Raw genomic sequence first — 16,607 nt, 5'->3', positions numbered from 1 at the left:
GTGCAGCGGTACCTGACCTACGCGTTCGTCGTGCTGACCGTGATCTACATGGTGCTGAGGGACAGAGGCGGGGGCGGGCGGCCAGGGCGGGCGGCCAGGGCGGGCGGCCAGCGGGTGGGGCGGGGTGGGTCAGGGGCGGCTGGAGATGGCGAGGAGGGTGGCGGCCGGGTGGGTCAGGGGGCGGCCTTGGCGCCAGACGGCGCGCAGGGTACGGACGAGGTTGATTCCCGCCAGGGGGACCTCGACGAGGCGGCCGGTGGCGAGTTCGGCCTCGACGGCGTAGCCGCTGAGGACGGCGGGCGCGGCACCGGCCTGGGCGGCGCCCTTGACGGCGGAGTTCGAGCCGAGCTCCAGCCGGGGGCTGGCCTGGCGCAGTTCGCGGAAGGCCCGGTCGAGCGTCTCGCGGGTGCCGGACCCGCGTTCGCGCACGACGAGCGGGGTGCCGGCGAGCTCGGGCCCTCGCAGCGCGGTGCGGCGGCGCGTCCAGGGGTGGCCGGGCGCGACGACGACCACGAGCCGGTCGGTGCCGACGACGCGGCTGGCCAGCCCGTCCGGCACGTTCGGCCCCTCGACGAAGCCGAGCTCGACCTCCTCGCCCAGCACCCGCGCGGCCACGTCGGCGGAGTTGACCACGTCGAGGCCGACGGGCACGCCGGGTTCGCGGTTCTGGAGTTCGCCGAGCCAGCGCGGGACCAGGTACTCGGCGATGGTCATGCTCGCCGCGACCCGCAGGTGCGCCGCCGCCCCGTGCCGGACGGCCTGCGCGGCCCGTACGAGCTCCTGGGCGGCGGACACCAGCTCGGCGGCCCATCCGGCCACCATGCGGCCCTCGGCGGTGAGCGTGGACCCGCGCGGCGTCCGCTCCAGGAGCGGCAGGCCGAGGCGGCGTTCGAGGTGGGCGATGCGCTTGCTCGCGGAGGGTTGGGCGATGCCCGCCGCCTTGGCGGCGCGGCCCAGGCTGCCGAGTTCTCCGACGTCGACCAGCAGTTTCAGCGACGCGAGGTCCGGCAGCTCACTCATAGCCCCAGGCTATGACCTCCCACCCAAGCCACGGCTACCGGCGCCCGCCGGCCCGCCGAAGACTGGGACCATGCCGCTCAGCCGCCGTTTCCGCTTCCCCCGCCGGGGTTCGTCACATCCCGTTCCCGACCGCCCGCGAACCGTCCGCCTGCCGTCGCCCGGCGTCCCGCCCTCCTCCCGCGCGCACCGGCAGCCGGAAGGTCCGCGTAGGAGCCGGCAGTCGGAAGGGCCGCGTACGAGCTGGTCGCCGGACGGGCCGCGTACGAGCTGGTCGCCGGACGGGCCGCGTACGAGCTGGTCGCCGGACGGGTCGCGGGCGAGCTGGGCATCGGACGGGTCGCGCTTGGGCCGGAGGGCCCGGTCGCGCCGGTGGTCCGCGGGGTCGGTGCGGCCGGGTGGTGGGGCGGCCGGCCAGGGGCGGGCGCGGGCCGAGGGGGCGGTCCGGTCGCGTGGGGGCCGCCTGTCCGAGGGGTGGTCGCGGGTCCGGACGCTGGGGCCGGGGGTGGGGGTCGCGGCGGTGGGGACCGGGGTGGCGATGGGGGTGAACGCGGTGGTGCCGGCGTTCAGCGCGGCCGTCGTCGCGGTGGTGGCGGGGGCGGGGCTGGCCGCGGCGGGAGGGGTGGGCGCCGCGTCGCGGGCGGGGCTGCACTTCGTGTCCCGGCGGGTGCTGCGGGTGGCGATCGTGCTGCTGGGGCTGCAGATCTCGGTGCCGCAGCTGCTGGCGACGGGGTGGCGGGCGATGGCGGTCGTGGTGGTGGCGACGGGCGTGACGTTCGTGCTCACGCCGTTGATCGGCCGCCGCCTGGGCGTGAGCCCGGGGACGTCGCTGCTGGTGGGGACCGGGGTGTCGATCTGCGGGGCGGCGGCGATCGCGGCCATGCGCGACAGCGCGGGGGGCGACGACGACGAGGCGGCGAGCGCGCTGAGCGTGGTGGTGCTGTACGGGAGCGCGGCCATCGTGGTCGTGCCGCTGGTGGCCTCATGGCTGGGGCTGTCGCGGGAGCAGCTCGCGATCTGGACGGGCGCGGCGGTGCACGAGGTGGCGCAGGTCGCCGCGATCGGCGCGGCGACAGGCGTGCTGGCGGTGGCGGTCACAGTCAAGCTCGGCCGGGTGATCCTGCTCGCGCCGCTGGTGGCGCTCGCCGCTCGCCGGTCCGTGCGCTCCGGGCCCCGGGCGGGGAGGAGGCCGCCGGTGGTGCCGTTGTTCGTGGCCGGATTCCTCGCGATGGTGCTGGTGCGGGCCACCGGGGTCGTGCCGGACGACGTGACGCGGAAGCTGCCCTCGGTGACGAATATGCTGATGGCGGCCGCCCTGTTCGGGCTGGGCACCGGGATCGACGTACGGAGACTGCTCCAGGGCGGGCGGGCCGTGCTGCTGGGCGGGATCGCCACCGCGCTTGTCGGGGGCGTCTCGCTGGCGGGTGTGGCGCTGCTGATCTGATCTCCGAGTGGACGTGCGAGCGGTCCGGCCGTAACGTGCTCAGTTTGGAACAAAGTCTGCAAAAGACGCCGTTCACCCTAGGCACTGCCTGGACCCACCCGAGGAGCAAGAAACCCACCATGCGCGCCACCGCCGACTCCCTTCTCCAGCCTTCCGACGAGGTCGCCCAGGCCCTGGCCGCCGGTGCGCCGGTGGTGGCGCTGGAGTCCACGATCATCTCCCACGGGCTGCCGCAGCCGCGCAACCTGGAGGTCGCCCGGGAGCTGGAGGAGATCGTCCGGTCCGCCGGCGCGGTGCCGGCGACGATCGCGGTGCTCGACGGCGTGGCCAGGATCGGGCTGACCGAGGTGGAGCTGGAGCGCATCGCCACCGAGTCGGGGCTGCGCAAGCTGGGCCAGCGCGACCTGCCGGTGGCGGCGGCGCTCAAGGCGAGCGGCGCGACGACCGTGTCGGCGACGTCGTTCCTGGCGGCGCGGGCCGGCATCCGGGTGTTCGCCACGGGCGGGCTCGGCGGCGTGCACCGCGGCTGGACCGAGGAGCAGGACGAGTCGGCCGACCTCGACACGCTGGCCCGCACCCGCATCACCGTGGTGTGCGCCGGGGTCAAGTCGATCCTGGACGTGCCCGCGACCCTGCAGCGCCTGGAGACGCGCGGCGTGACCGTGGCCGGCTACCGGACGGAGACGTTCCCCGGCTTCTACCTGCACTCGTCGGGCCAGCCGGTGGAGTGGCGGATCGAGTCGCCGGAGGACGCCGCCGCGATCATGCGCGGCCAGGACGCGTTCGGCGGCCAGGAGACCGCGCTCATCGTCGCCAACCCGGTGCCCGTCGACCAGCAGCTCGACCCGGAGCTGCACGACCGCGTGCTGGCCGAGGCGCTGGCGGCCGCGGAGGCCGGCGGCGTCACGGGTCAGGCGATCACCCCGTTCCTCCTCGGCTACCTCGTGCGCGGCACGTCCGGCGCGTCCCTGGAGGCGAACCTGGCCGCCGTGCGCGGCAACACGGCACTGGCGTCACGCATCGCCCTGGCGTGGTCGCGATCGTGAGCCACAAGGGGCTCCTGGTCATCGGCGACGTGGTGACCGACGTGGTGGCGCTGCACGGCGCCCCCGTCATGTCGGCCTCCGAGATCGCCGCCGACATCGTGCTCCGCCCCGGCGGCTCCGGCGCCAACACGGCCGCCTGGGCCGCCACCCTGGGAGCCGACGTGGGCCTGCTGGCCCGCTGCGGCTACGACAGCAGCGAATGGCACATCGCCGAGCTGGCCAAGGCGGGCGTCCGCCCGTACGTCCGGATCGACGCCGACAACCCGACGGCCGTCGTCATCGCCATGGTGGACAAGTCCGGCGAACGTTCCATGCTGACCAACCGGGGCGCGGGCGGCCTGATCTCCGAGGCCGACTGGGACGACTCCCTGCTCGACGGCGTCGGCCGCCTGCACGTGTCGGGCTACCTGCTGTTCAGCGAGCCCGGCCTGGGCCTGGCCCGGCTCGCCATGGCCAAGGCGGCCGCCGCCGGCGTCGCCATCAGCGTCGACCCCGCCTCCACGAACCCGCTGCGCGAGTTCGGCGTCGAACGATTCCTGCACGAGTCGGCACTGGCCCACCTGATCTTCCCGAACCGTGACGAAGCTCTCCTCCTCAGCGGCGCCGCCACTCCCGAGCGCGCCGCCGAGGTGCTCAGCGAGAGGTACGGGACCGCCGTGGTGAAGCTGGGGTCCCAGGGCGCTCTCGTGGCCACGGGCGGGCAGGTCGTCGCCGAGGCGGGCCCGGCCGACACCGAGACGATCGACTCCACCGGCGCGGGCGACGCGTTCGCCGCCGGGTTCCTCGCGGCCACGCTCGACGGCGCGGGCGAAAGGGCCGCTCTGGAGGCGGGATGCCGTGCGGGGGCGGAGTGCGTGGCCCTGGTAGGCGGTCGGCCACGGTACGGTTTGGACGTGAAGCGTCTTTACCCTATTCACACCGATTGATAGCTTGCCGCGTAGGCTGCACCAACAGTCACATGCGCCACGTGGTTCACTGGGGAGGATAAGGTCCGCCGATGGAAGTCGAGTCATCGATCTGCCTGAGCGACCTGGTCCCTGCCCTGCGCTGGAGCCGGCCGCAGCAGGTGGCGGAGGCGCTGGCCGACCCGCGCCTGCCCGCCGCCTGGTGGTCCTCGCAGGCGCTGACCAGAGCCCTGGGCACGGCCGGGCTCGACTGGATCTGTGACCGGCTGGCGCTGCTCGCCTCGTCCCGCTGGGACTACCTGCCGCTGGGCGATCTGCTGCCCGCGCTGACGCTGCACCCCGTCGACCCGGGGCTCTCCGGCTGGCCCGAACCCGCCCGTACGGCCATCGCCGGGCTGGGCGGCTGGCACCGGCTGCGCCGCCTGTCGCCCGCCGACCTGAAGACGCCGTCGGCGACGCCCGAAGCGGTGATGGGCACGGTGTTCCGCGAGGTGCTCGGCCACCTGGCGGCCCAGCCCGAGTCGGCGGCCCGCGCCGTCCAGTCGCCCGAGATCACCCGCCCGGTCCAGCAGCGCCGCGACGCCACCGGCCCGCAACCCGCCGTCGGCCCGCAACCCGCCACCGGCCCGCAACCCGCCGTCGGCCCCGCACCGGGAACCCCTGGCGGCTCCGTTCCCAGCGGGCCCGTCCCCGGCGGCTTGGTCCCGGGCAGTCCCGTACCTGGCGGTCCGGTCCCCGGCGGCCCCGTCCCCGGGCCGTACCCGGGACAGCGCCCGTCCGGCCCGCCCCCCGCGCAGACGCCCGCGCCTCTCGCCGCCCAGGGGGAGGCCGCCCCGCAGGGAGGCGCCGCCTACCCGGGCGGCCCGTCCGCGCCGGGCTTCCCGCCCGGAGGCGGCCCCACGGGCACCGGCCCGTTCCCCGCGCCCGCCGCCCCCGGCGCCGTCCCCCCGGGCGCGCCCCTCCCGCCCGACGGCGGCTCCTCCGACCGCAACACCGGCTCCTTCCCCGCCACGAGCGGCAACGCACCGGCCGGCCCCGGCAGCGGCCCGTTCCCCGCCGTGGGCGGCGACCAGTTCCCGGGCAGCCCCACCAGCGGCCCCTTCCCGGCGGCTGGGCCGACGCAACCGGGCGCGCCCGGGAGCGGGGCGCCGCAGCCGGGCAACCCCGGCCCGCCGCAAGCGGGCGGCCCCGCGCAGCCGGGCACGCCCCTCCCCGGCGGTCCCAGTGGCCCCAGTGGCCCGGCGTTCCCGGGTGGTCCCGGTACGGGGTCCTTCCCCGCCGTGGGGGAGAGCGCTCCCCAGCGCGGCACCGGCTCCTTCCCCGCCGTGAACGAGAACGGGACCCCGCTCCCCCAGCGCCCCACCGCGTCCCGTCCCCCGCAGGGCGGGCCGGGGGCGCCGCGCCCGCGGGAGACCCCGGCGCTCTCCGACACCGACCACGCCATGGTGCGGGTCGTGGACGGCCTGTTCCGCGGCCTCAACAAGCTCGAACTCGCCGTCGCCGTACACCGGTTGTTCGCCGAGGACCCGGTCAGCCTGCGCACGCTGGCGCACAAGATGCTGGTCGAGCGTGAAGTGCTGTCCCAGGCACAGCGCACCGCCGAGGAGCGGGTGCTGCACTGGCTGCGCTCGTCGGAGTCCGCCCCGGTGACCGGGCACATGTTCCGCCTGACGGAGTGGCTGGGCGCGGCGGCGACACAGGACCAGCTGATCGGCGCCGACCCGGCGCACCCGGTGACGGTGCCGAGCCTGCGCACGCCGCTGTGGCGGGTGCTGGTGACGCTCATGCCCGACCGCAGGCTGCAGGACGGCTGGCTCGTCGTCGGCGACATCCACGGCCTCCAGGCCCGCACCCGGCAGCTCCTGGCGTCGGCCCCGCCGGACGCCGACCCGGTGGAGCTGCTGGCGGAGCTCGGCATCCGCACCCATTCGGCGAAGGCGTGGCTGGACGCGCTGCCGTCGGAGTCGGCCGACCCGGTCGCGGCGGCCTCGGCCCCGGCGCAGCCGCTGCCGCGCCGTACCCCGGGAGCGAACGGCCACCACCATCGCGGCGGCCAGCCCATCCCGCCGGCCCCGGCCGGGTCGATCGACCCGTCTGCGGCCCTGGCGACGCTCTCGGCGCTGTCGGGCGGCCGTTCGCCGGTGCTGCCCGGCGGCGGCCTGGCGGGCGCCCCGTCGACGCCGCCGCCCCCGCTGCCGAGCCCGTCGTCGGACCCGCGCCGCTGGCAGCGCATCGAGGTCACGCCCGAGCACCTGCGCGGCGGCCCGGTGCCGGTCCCGGAGGGCTACGCGGCGCAGCTCGGCATGCGGCCGGGCACGCTGCTGTCGGTCACCGGTCCCGGCGACAACGCCATCGTGCTCGTGTGGCAGGGCCACCAGCCGGTGTTCGACTCGCTCCAGCCGGTGCTCATGCGCTTGAACGCCCGTCCTGGCGACCAGGTGTACGTGACGGTCGACGGCTACAGGCTGGAGGCCCAGCTCACCGGCTGAGCCGGGCCCCCGCGAGCCGCGTCACCTGTCGAACAGGCGCATCGCGTGGGCCTTGGCGGCGGCCTCGCCCCGGGTGGAGGCGCCGAGCTTGCCCAGGATGTTGGAGACGTGCACGCTGACCGTCTTGATCGAGATGAACAGCTCCGCGGCGATCTCCCGGTTGCTGCGTCCGCGCGTGACCTGCTCCAGCACCTCCACCTCGCGGGCCGTCAGGCCGAGCGGCTGCCCCTGGGGGGCGGCGCCGTCGGCGACGGCCAGCCTGGCGCGGCGGGCGAACGCGTCGAGCTGGTCCAGCAGCGGCACCGCCGCCAGCCGCTCGGCGAGATCACGGGCGCGGGCGTGCCGGGCGGTGGCCTCCTGCCGGTCGCCGAGCGCCTGCGCGGCGTGCGCGGCCCCCAGCGACGCCCTGGCCTCGGCGTAGGGCTGTTTCAGCTCCGCCCAGGCGGACGCGGCGGCCTGCCAGGCGGCCAGGCGCCAGGCGCCGGTGTCTTCGGCGTCGTCGCCGGGGGCGGGGCCGGTGAGGGCGAGGAAGGTCTGGCGCTGGGCCCGCTGGAGGCGGCCCTCGACGGCGACCCATCCGGCGGTCGAGCGCAGCTCGGGCAGGAACGGGCCGCCGAGCTGGGCGAGCGTGAGGAGCAGGTGCCAGGAGTAGCGGGAGTCGTCCATCAGGTCGTGCTCGCGCAGCGCCCGCGCGGCGGCCTCGCGTGCCTCGTCGAGGTGGCCCCGGGCCTCCAGCAGCTCGATCTCGCGGCAGGCGTGCGGCAGCACCGACTGGGAGCGGAACGCGCCGCGTGAGAGCACCTTGCGGGAGGAGGCCACCAGCGCCTCGGCCCGGTCGGCCTGCCCTCGGGCCAGCGCGATGTCGGCGGCCAGGCCCTGGAGGCTGGCCTGGTGCGGGGCGGGCGGCAGCAGGGCGAGGGCGTGCTCGATGACTTCGAGCGCCTCGTCCCAGCGGCCGAGCGAGAACAGCGGCTCGGCCAGGTTGATCGCCTGGAAGGTGCCGGAGGAGCGCGCCAGGCCGTACTGCTCGGCGATCGCGATGCCCTCGCGGGCCACCTGAGCGGCCTGCTCGTGGCGACCGGCGCCCTCCAGCGCGTCGGACTCGGAGATGGTGCCTCGCATCACCGCGAAGTACGCGCCGGCCCGGTCGGCGATGCGCCGCGCCTCGGCGAACCCGGCGATGGGGCCCTCGGCGTCGGTGTAGCGGCACTGGGCCCAGGTGAGGTCGATGAGCGCGTGGGCGTGGGTGGAGTCGTCGCCCACCTGGCGGGCGATCTCGATGGCCTGGCGGGCGGTCGAGATCTTCTCCTCCAGTTGGTCGGGCCTGGTCAGCATCCGGGACAGCGTCTCCAGCACCTGGCCGCGCAGCCTGGTGGGCGGGTCGGCGGGCACCAGCCCGGCCGCCTCGCGCAGGTCGTCGACGTAGCCGGGGCGGCTCAGGCTGAAGCGGATGAGGCCGCGGTGGCGCAGCAGCCGGGCGGCGGTGTCGGGCTCGGCCTGCCGGTCGATCTCCTCCAGCGCGGCCGAGGCCAGGGCGGCGCCGCGCTCGAACTCGCCGGCCTGGTAGGCGGCGACGGAGGTGAGGCGGAGCACCTCGGCGTGCGGGGCGCCGATGCGCTCGGCGGCGTCGGGCACCCGGTCCCACAGCTCCAGCACGCGTGACAGCATGCGGAGCTGCTCGTCGAAGGCGGTGGCGGTGCGGGCGGCGGCGGCCGCTCCCCAGGCGCTGATGAGGGCCCAGGTGTTGTCGCGGGCGGCGTGCCAGTGGTGGGCGAGCTCGATGGCGCCGCGCGGCGCGGGCAGCATGGACAGGTCGCGGCTGATCGCCTCGGCGTAGCGGGTGTGCAGGCGGGTGTGCTCGCCGGGCAGCAGGTCGTCGTGCAGGGCCTCGCGGATGAGCGCGTGGCGGAAGGCGTAGCCCTCGCCGTCGACGACGAGGACGTTGCCGGCGACGGCGGGCCGCAGCGCGCCCGAGAGCGCGGTCTCGTCGAGGCCGGCGACGGCGGCGAGCAGGTCGTGCTCGATGCGCTGGCCGCCCGCGCTGGCCACCCGCAGCAGCTCCTGGGTCTCGTCGGGCAGCCGTTCGACGCTGGCCAGGAGCAGGTCGCGCAGCGACTCGGGGAGCGTGTCGCCGCCGGGGTCGCCGAGCAGCGCCTCGACGAACAGCGGGTTGCCCTCGCTGCGGCTGTAGATCATGTCCATGTCGGCGGGCGACGGGCGGCGCTCCAGGATGCCGGCGGCCTGCTCCAGGACCTCCCTGCGGGTGAGCCTGCCGAGCTCCAGCCGGGTCACCCAGCCGACGCGGGCCAGCTCGGCGAGCAGCGGGCGGAGCGGGTGGGCGCGGTGCAGCTCGTCGGAGCGGTAGGTGACGACGATGAGCAGGCGGGCCTCGCCGCGCTGGTAGCGCACCAGGAAGGAGAGCAGGTCGCGGGTGGAGCGGTCGGCCCAGTGGGCGTCCTCGACGACGAGCACGACCGGGCGGTCCTCGGCCAGGCGCTCCAGCAGCCCGAGCACCTGCTCGAACAGCCGGGCGCGGGCCTCGCGACCTTCGGGGCCCGGCTGGCCGAACTCGGGCAGCAGGCGGGCCAGCCCGCGCGTGTCACCGCCGGGGACGAGGGCGGCGACCTCGTCGCGGCCCAGCCGCCGGACCAGGTCGCGCAGGACGGCGGTGAAGGGGGCGAACGGCAGGCCCTCGGTGCCGAGCTCCATGCATCCGCCGACGAGGGTCAGGGCGTCGCCGGCCGAGGCGGTGAACTCGCCGACCAGCCGCGTCTTGCCGACCCCCGCCTCGCCGCCGACGAGCACGGTGCAGGCCCCGCCGGCGCGTGCCTCGTCGAGCGCGCCGCGTAGCGCGGCCAGCTCGCGGGCGCGCCCGACGAACTGGGGGCTCACGGTGTGGATGCTCACACCCCAAGCATGCCATCCCGCTATGACAGCTTTACCTCTAGGACCTTGGGTTTCACGTCATTTGAGCACCTTGCGGTAGAAGGTGGCGGAAGCTTCGTAGCCGAGGGCGTGGTAGAACTCCGGCGCCCGCCTGGTCGCCATCGCCACGTAACGGGCCTGGCGGGACCTGGCCCACGTCTCGAACTCCTCCAGCAGCGACCGCCCGATGCCCTGCCTGCGGCTCCCGCTGCGCACCATCGCCTCCTCGACCCAGGCGACGGGCCCGTTGGCGAACAGCGTCAGGTGCACGTACCCCAGCAGGTAGCCGTGCACCCGCCCGTCGACGACGGCCGCCAGCACCATCGTGTCGTCGTCGCGCAGCAGCGCGGGCAGCGCGCGGTCGAAGGCGTCGCGCTCGGGCCGGAACGTCAGCCCGAACTCGCGCGCGAGCGCGAACACCTCGTCCGCGTCCGCCTCCTCGACTCTCCGGATGAGAAGATCGTCAGCCGTCATGCCGTGTGACCCTAGATCCTGCTCGACGCCCCGTCCAATCCCCACGTCAGCGCCGTCTCACAGGTCGCCGAGGCCGAGCTGCCTGGCGATGAGCATCCGCTGGACCTCGCTGGTGCCCTCGCCGATCTCCAGGATCTTGGCGTCGCGGTAGAAGCGGCCGACGGGGAACTCGTTCATGAACCCGTAGCCGCCGAAGATCTGCGTGGCGTCGCGGGAGTTGTCCATGGCGGCGTTGGAGGAGACGAGCTTGGCGATCGCCGCCTCCTTCTTGAACGGCACCCCGGCCAGCATCTTCTCGGCCGCGTGGTAGTAGGCCAGGCGGGCGGTGTGGGCCCGGGCCTCCATGTCGGCGATCTTGAACTGGATGGCCTGGTAGTGGCCGATCGGGTGGCCGAACGCGCGCCGTTCGCGCACGTACTTCAGGCACTCGTCCACGCACCCCTGCGCGAGGCCGACGCTGAGCGCGGCGATGGCGACGCGGCCCTCGTCGAGCGTCTGCAGGAACTGGGCGTAGCCCCGGCCGCGCTCGCCGAGCAGGTTGGCGGCGGGCACCCGGCAGTCGGAGAAGGACAGCTCGCGGGTGTCGGAGGCATTCCAGCCGACCTTGGAGTACTTCTTGGAGACGGTGAAGCCGGGGGTGCCGCTCGGCACGAGGATCGTGGAGATCTCCCGCTCGCCGGTGATGGCGGCCACGCCGACGACGCCGGTGATGTCGGTGCCGGAGTTGGTGATGAACGCCTTCGTCCCGTTGATCACCCATTCGTCGCCGTCGAGCACGGCGGTGGTGCGCATGCCGCCGGCCACGTCGGAGCCGCCGCCCGGCTCGGTCAGGCCGAACGCGCCCAGCATCTCGCCCGAGGCGAGCTTCGGCAGCCAGCGCTCGCGCTGCTCGGGGCTGCCGAACCGGTAGATCGGCATCGCGCCCAGCGACACGGCCGCCTCCAGCGTGATCGACACGCTGGAGTCGACCCTGGCCAGCTCCTCCAGCGCCAGGCAGAGCGCGAAGTAGTCGCCGCCCATGCCGCCGTGCTCCTCCGGAATCGGCAGCCCGAACAGCCCCATCGCGCCCATCTGACGGACGATCTCGTACGGGAACTCCTCCCGCTCGTAGTAGTCGCCGATCACCGGGGCGACGACGTCGCGCGCGAACGCCTCGACGGTCTTGCGCAGCTCTTCGTGTTCAGGGGTCAGCATGGTCAGCCTTTCGAGAGGGCCTGGACGACGCGCGACGGGCTGGGCCGGCCCAGCCGCTGGGCCAGCCAGGTGCTGGTGGAGACGAGTTTGTCCAGGTCGAGGCCGGTTTCGATGCCGAGCCCGCGCAGCATCCAGACCAGGTCCTCGGTGGCGAGGTTGCCGGTGGCGGACTCGGCGTAGGGGCAGCCGCCGATGCCGCCGGTGGAGGCGTCGACGGTCGTGACGCCGGCGCGCAGGGCGGCCAGCGTGTTGCCCAGCGCCTGGCCGTAGGTGTCGTGGAAGTGCACGGCGAGCCGGTCCGGAGAGCCGAACGCCTCGATGAGCGCGGCGACGTGGCCAGGGGTGCCGACGCCGATCGTGTCGCCGAGCGAGAGCTGGTAGCAGCCGAGGCCGAGCAGCCGCTCGCCGACGGCGACCACCTGGCTGACGGGCGTCGGGCCCTCCCACGGGTCGCCGAAGCACATCGAGACGTAGGCGCGCACCCGCACCCCGTTCTCGACGGCGGTGGCGACGACCGGCTCGAACATCTCGAACTGGCTCTCCAGGCCGCGGTTGAGGTTCTTGGCCGCGAACGTCTCGGTGGCGCTGGCGAACACGGCGATCTCCTCGACGCCGTGGGCGAGCGCCCGTTCCAGGCCGCGCTCGTTGGGGACCAGCACCGGGTAGCGGACGCCGGGCCTGCGGCGCAGCTTGCCGAGCAGTTCCTCGGCGTCGGCGAGCTGCGGCACCCAGCGGGGGTGCACGAAGCTGGTCGTCTCGATGACCTTGTGCCCGGCGTCGGCGAGCCGGTCCACGAACTCGGCCTTGACCTCGACGGGCACGATCGCGGACTCGTTCTGCAGCCCGTCGCGCGGGCCGACCTCGTACACGGTGACCTGCCTCGGCAGGCCCTCGATCGGGTAGGCGGGGCTCATCGCTCCTCCTCCTCGGCGACCACGGCCAGGACGGCGTCCATGTCGACCGGCTGGCCCGCGCGCACGGGCAGCTCGGCGACGACGCCGTCGCGGGGCGCGGTGACGGTGTGCTCCATCTTCATCGCCTCCACGATCAGCAGCGGCTGGCCCTCGGCGACCCGGTCGCCGGGCTGCGCCTTGACCACCAGGACGGTGCCCGGCATGGGGCTGCGCACCACGCCGTCGCCCGCCAGCGCGGCTCCGGGCCGGTCGCCGGGGTCGCCGACGCGGTGCCGGGTCAGCGCCCAGGCGGCGCCGTCGCGGCCGAGCCAGAGCGTGTCGCCGTCGCGGGCCTGTTCGTACCGGGTGGTCCGGCCGTCGGCGGTCACCTCCAGGCCGGAGCCGTCGGCGCGGAGGACCGCGTGCTGGGCCGGGCCGTCGTCGCCGGTGCGGACGTACGCGGACTCGTGCGGCAGCCCGCTGACCCGGACGGTGTGGACGCCGTCGCGCGCCTCGACGCGCCAGGTGGTCCACGCGGGCTCGCCGACCCGCCAGCCGTCGGCGACGTCCCACGGGTCGGCGCCGCGCGGCCGGTCGTGGAAGGCCAGCGCCGCCGCGACCGCCACCTCGGGGGGCGTGGGGGCGTCGAGGTCCAGCTCGGGCAGGGCGCGTTCGACGAGGCCGGTGTCGAGGTCGCCGTCGCGTACGGCGCGGTGGGCGAGCAGCGACCGCAGGAAGGGCACGTTCGTGGTGACGCCGAGCACGACGGTGCCGGCCAGCGCCCGGTCCAGGCTCCGCAGCGCCTGCTCCCGGTCCGGGGCCCAGGCGATGACCTTGGCGAGCATCGGGTCGAACTCGGTGCCGACGACGCCGCCCTCGCTGATGCCGGAGTCGACGCGTACGGACACCCCCTCGGGGGTGCGCAGGGCGAGGATCCGGCCGCCGGTGGGCAGGAAGCCGCGCGCCGGGTCCTCGGCGTACAGGCGGGCCTCGACCGCGTGGCCCTGGAGGCGCACGTCGTCCTGCGTGAGCGGGAGCGGCTGGCCGGCGGCGGCGCGGAGCTGCAGCTCGACCAGGTCGAGCCCGGTCACCATCTCGGTGACGGGGTGCTCGACCTGGAGGCGGGTGTTCATCTCCATGAAGTGGTAGTCGCCGGTGGTGCCGTCGACGATGAACTCGACGGTGCCGGCGCCGGTGTAGGAGACGGCGCGGGCGGCCTCGACGGCGGCGGCGCCCATGCGGGCGCGCAGGCCGGGGCCGACGAAGGGGGACGGCGACTCCTCGATGATCTTCTGGTGCCGCCGTTGCAGGCTGCACTCGCGCTCGCCGAGGTGGACGACGCCGCCGTGGGCGTCGGCGAAGACCTGGATCTCGATGTGGCGCGGGTTGGCCACGTAACGCTCGATGAGCAGCGTGCCGTCGCCGAACGCGGCGGTGGCCGTGCGGCGGGCCGACTCCAGGGCATCGGGCAGCTCGGCGGCCGAGCGGACCAGGACCATGCCCTTTCCGCCGCCGCCGGCCGACGGCTTGATGAGCGCCGGGAAGTGCGGCCAGTCCAGGAGGGAGTCGTGCGGCTCCGCGGCGCCGGGGACGACGGGGACCCCGGCGGCCGACACGGTGGCCTTGGCGCGGATCTTGTCGCCCATCGCCTCGATGGCCTCCGGCGGCGGGCCGACGAAGACGATCCCGGCCGAGGCGCACAGGCGGGCGAAGGCGGCGTTCTCGGCGAGGAAGCCGTAGCCGGGGTGGACGGCCTCGGCGCCGGTGGCGCGGGCGGCCTCCACGATCGCCTCCATGTCCAGATATTTCGGGACCTGGAGGGCCATGTCGGCGGCGTGGACGTGCGGGGCGTCCCGGTCCGAGGCGGTGTGCACCGCGACGGAGCCGATGCCGAGCTTCCGGAGGGTGCGGATGATCCGTAGCGCGATCTCCCCCCGGTTCGCGACGAGCACGCGAGAGAACAGCGAGTCAGCCATGATCACATCCGGTAGACGCCGTAGCCGATGGGGTCGAGCGGCGCGTTGGCCGCCGCGGAGAGCGCCAGCCCGAGCACGGTGCGGGTGTCGACCGGGTCGATCACCCCGTCGTCCCACAGCCTGGCGGTGGAGTAGTAGGGGTTGCCCTGGTGCTCGTACTGGGCCCGGATCGCGTCGGCGTCGGCGTCGCCCACGGTGGTGAGCACGTTCGCGGCCTGCTCGCCGCCCATGACGGAGATGCGCGCGTTGGGCCACATCCACAGGAACCGGGGCGAGTAGGCGCGCCCGGCCATCGCGTAGTTGCCCGCCCCGAACGACCCGCCGATCACCACGGTGAACTTGGGCACCCGCGCGCACGACACGGCCGTGACCATCTTGGCGCCGTGCTTGGCGATGCCGCCCGCCTCGTACGCCTTGCCGACCATGAAGCCGCTGATGTTCTGCAGGAACACCAGCGGGATGCGCCGCTGGTCGCACAGCTCGATGAAGTGCGCGCCCTTCATCGCCGACTCGCTGAACAGGATGCCGTTGTTGGCGACGATCCCGACCGGGTGCCCGTGCAGATGGGCGAACCCGGTGACGAGCGTGGCGCCGTACTCGGCCTTGAACTCCAGGAAGCGCGACCCGTCGACCAGCCGCGCGATGACCTCGCGCACGTCGTACGGCTGCCGCGTGTCGGCGGGGATCAGCCCGTACAGGTCGCGCGGGTCGTGGCGCGGCGGCTCGGGGGCGACGGTGTCCCAGGGCCGCTCGGCGCGCGGGCCGAGCGTGGCGACGATGTCGCGGACGATGGCCAGCGCGTGCGCGTCGTCCTCGGCGAGGTGGTCAGTGACGCCGCTGACGCGCGCGTGCAGGTCGCCGCCGCCCAGCTCCTCGGCGCTGACCTCCTCGCCGGTGGCGGCCTTCACCAGCGGCGGGCCGCCGAGGAAGATCGTGCCCTGGCCGCGCACGATCACCGCCTCGTCGCTCATCGCCGGCACGTACGCGCCGCCGGCGGTGCAGGAGCCGAGCACGGCGGCGATCTGCGGGATGCCGCGCGCCGACATCGTGGCCTGGTTGTAGAAGATGCGGCCGAAGTGCTCGCGGTCGGGGAACACCTCGTCCTGCTTGGGCAGGAAGGCGCCGCCGGAGTCGACGAGGTAGAGGCACGGCAGCCGGTTGTGCAGCGCCACCTCCTGGGCCCGCAGGTGCTTCTTGACGGTCAGCGGGTAGTAGGTGCCGCCCTTGACCGTGGCGTCGTTGGCCACGATCACGCACTCGCGGCCGGAGACGCGGCCGACGCCGGTGATGATCCCGGCGGCGGGCGCCTGGTCGTCGTAGAGGCCGTTGGCCGCCAGCGGCGACAGCTCCAGGAAGCGCGATCCGGGGTCGAGCAGGCCGTCGACGCGGTCGCGCGGCAGCAGCTTGCCGCGCGAGACGTGACGCTGCCGCGATCGCTCGGGGCCGCCCAGCGCGGCGGCGGCGAGGCGCTCGCGCAGCTCGGCCGCGAGCCGCTCGTTGCGCTCGGCGTTGCTCTTGTACGCCTCGGCCCCCGGGGCGGCGGCCGACTTGAGCACCGGCCAGTCGCTCATGTGTCCCCTCTCGTCATGGCCGCGATGTTAGTCACCATTAACGTAATCGTCTAGCATGTGAGACGTGACGACTGCTCCGACCCCTACCCGCAATCGGGGAAACAGGCGCGCGGAAATCCTCCGGGCCGCCGCAGAGCTGTTCGCGGCACGCGGGTTCCACGGCGTGCCGATCGAGGACATCGGCGCCGCGGTGGGCGTCTCGGGCCCGGCGCTCTACCGGCACTTCGCGGGCAAGGAGGCGCTGCTGGCGGAGATGCTGCTCGACGTCAGCTCCCGGCTGCGCGAGTCGGCGGCGGCCGTCGTCACCTCCTCGACCGGCCCGGCCGAGACGCTCGACGCGCTGCTGCACGTGCAGATCACCTTCGCCATCGAGCAGCCGGCGCTGATCACCGTGCACGACAGGGAGCTGGGCAACGTGCCCGAGCGGGAGCGGCGGCAGATCAGGCGGCTGCAGCGGCTGTACGTGGAGGAGTGGGTGACGGTGCTGGCCGAGCTGCACCCGGCCTGCCCGGCCGCCCGGCTGCGCGCCGCCACGCACGCGGTGTTCGGCCTGCTCAACTCCACGCCGCACAGCGCCGGGGAGCTGCCGGGCGAGGCCATGCGCCCGCTGCTGCACGCCATGGCCGGGGCGGCGCTGGAGGCCGCTGTTAACGCTCGTTAACACTCTGGGCAA

Annotated in this window: 12 protein-coding genes; 5 read left to right on the top strand and 7 right to left on the bottom strand. The window is 74.7% G+C overall.

Annotated features, from left to right (window positions below; translation table 11 throughout):
• Positions 1-129: 129 nt before the first annotated feature.
• Positions 130-1,020, bottom strand: a complete 891-nt coding sequence (locus tag KME80_RS36745; protein ID WP_219511747.1) for a LysR family transcriptional regulator — start codon at positions 1,018-1,020, stop codon at positions 130-132.
• Between the two features lie 517 nt (positions 1,021-1,537).
• Here KME80_RS36745 and KME80_RS36740 point away from each other — a divergent pair.
• The 4 genes from KME80_RS36740 (at position 1,538) to KME80_RS36725 (ending at position 6,901) form a co-directional block, all read left to right on the top strand.
• Entirely contained in the window at positions 1,538-2,461 is a 924-nt protein-coding gene (locus KME80_RS36740; protein WP_219511743.1) for a YeiH family protein, read from the top strand.
• A 119-nt stretch (positions 2,462-2,580) separates the two neighbouring features.
• The gene (locus tag KME80_RS36735; protein ID WP_219511742.1) at positions 2,581-3,507 is read left to right on the top strand and encodes a pseudouridine-5'-phosphate glycosidase; all 927 of its coding nucleotides are present in this window, start codon (positions 2,581-2,583) and stop codon (positions 3,505-3,507) included.
• A complete protein-coding gene (locus KME80_RS36730) occupies positions 3,492-4,433 on the top strand; it encodes a carbohydrate kinase family protein (protein WP_308126080.1) in 942 nt (313 codons plus the stop codon). The genes KME80_RS36735 and KME80_RS36730 overlap by 16 nt, the downstream gene beginning before the upstream one ends.
• Positions 4,434-4,504: 71 nt before the next feature.
• Entirely contained in the window at positions 4,505-6,901 is a 2,397-nt protein-coding gene (locus KME80_RS36725) for a hypothetical protein (protein WP_219511740.1), read from the top strand.
• Positions 6,902-6,922: 21 nt separating this feature from the next.
• On the opposite strand, the gene KME80_RS36720 is transcribed toward KME80_RS36725, so the two are convergent.
• Genes KME80_RS36720 through KME80_RS36695 form a run of 6 tightly spaced genes read right to left on the bottom strand, consistent with a single transcriptional unit; the run spans position 6,923 to position 15,934 of the window.
• Complete coding sequence (locus tag KME80_RS36720; RefSeq protein WP_219511738.1) at positions 6,923-9,808, bottom strand: helix-turn-helix transcriptional regulator; 2,886 nt, start codon at positions 9,806-9,808, stop codon at positions 6,923-6,925.
• Positions 9,809-9,865: 57 nt separating this feature from the next.
• Positions 9,866-10,300: a GNAT family N-acetyltransferase gene (locus tag KME80_RS36715; protein ID WP_219511737.1), complete on the bottom strand. Its 435-nt coding sequence runs from the start codon at positions 10,298-10,300 to the stop codon at positions 9,866-9,868.
• A gap of 57 nt (positions 10,301-10,357) precedes the next feature.
• Positions 10,358-11,494, bottom strand: a complete 1,137-nt coding sequence (locus KME80_RS36710; RefSeq protein WP_219511735.1) for an acyl-CoA dehydrogenase family protein — start codon at positions 11,492-11,494, stop codon at positions 10,358-10,360.
• 2 nt (positions 11,495-11,496) lie between these two features.
• Positions 11,497-12,408 carry a hydroxymethylglutaryl-CoA lyase gene (locus tag KME80_RS36705; RefSeq protein ID WP_219511726.1) on the bottom strand — a complete coding sequence of 304 codons (912 nt, stop codon included), beginning with the start codon at positions 12,406-12,408 and terminating at the stop codon, positions 11,497-11,499.
• A complete protein-coding gene (locus tag KME80_RS36700) occupies positions 12,405-14,363 on the bottom strand; it encodes an acetyl/propionyl/methylcrotonyl-CoA carboxylase subunit alpha (protein ID WP_219511724.1) in 1,959 nt (652 codons plus the stop codon). The genes KME80_RS36705 and KME80_RS36700 overlap by 4 nt, the downstream gene beginning before the upstream one ends.
• Before the next feature lie 2 nt (positions 14,364-14,365).
• Positions 14,366-15,934: a carboxyl transferase domain-containing protein gene (locus KME80_RS36695; RefSeq protein ID WP_219511723.1), complete on the bottom strand. Its 1,569-nt coding sequence runs from the start codon at positions 15,932-15,934 to the stop codon at positions 14,366-14,368.
• Between the two features lie 64 nt (positions 15,935-15,998).
• Between KME80_RS36695 and KME80_RS36690 the strand changes: the two genes are divergently transcribed.
• Positions 15,999-16,595, top strand: coding sequence for an SACE_7040 family transcriptional regulator (locus KME80_RS36690; protein ID WP_219511721.1), 597 nt, complete (start codon positions 15,999-16,001; stop codon positions 16,593-16,595).
• Positions 16,596-16,607 lie beyond the last annotated feature (12 nt).

The sequence above is a fragment of the Nonomuraea ceibae genome (genome assembly GCF_019396325.1).
Lineage (GTDB): Bacteria > Actinomycetota > Actinomycetes > Streptosporangiales > Streptosporangiaceae > Nonomuraea > Nonomuraea ceibae.
Note: the sequence above shows the minus strand (reverse complement) of the source record. Positions and strands in the feature narration are given on the sequence as shown.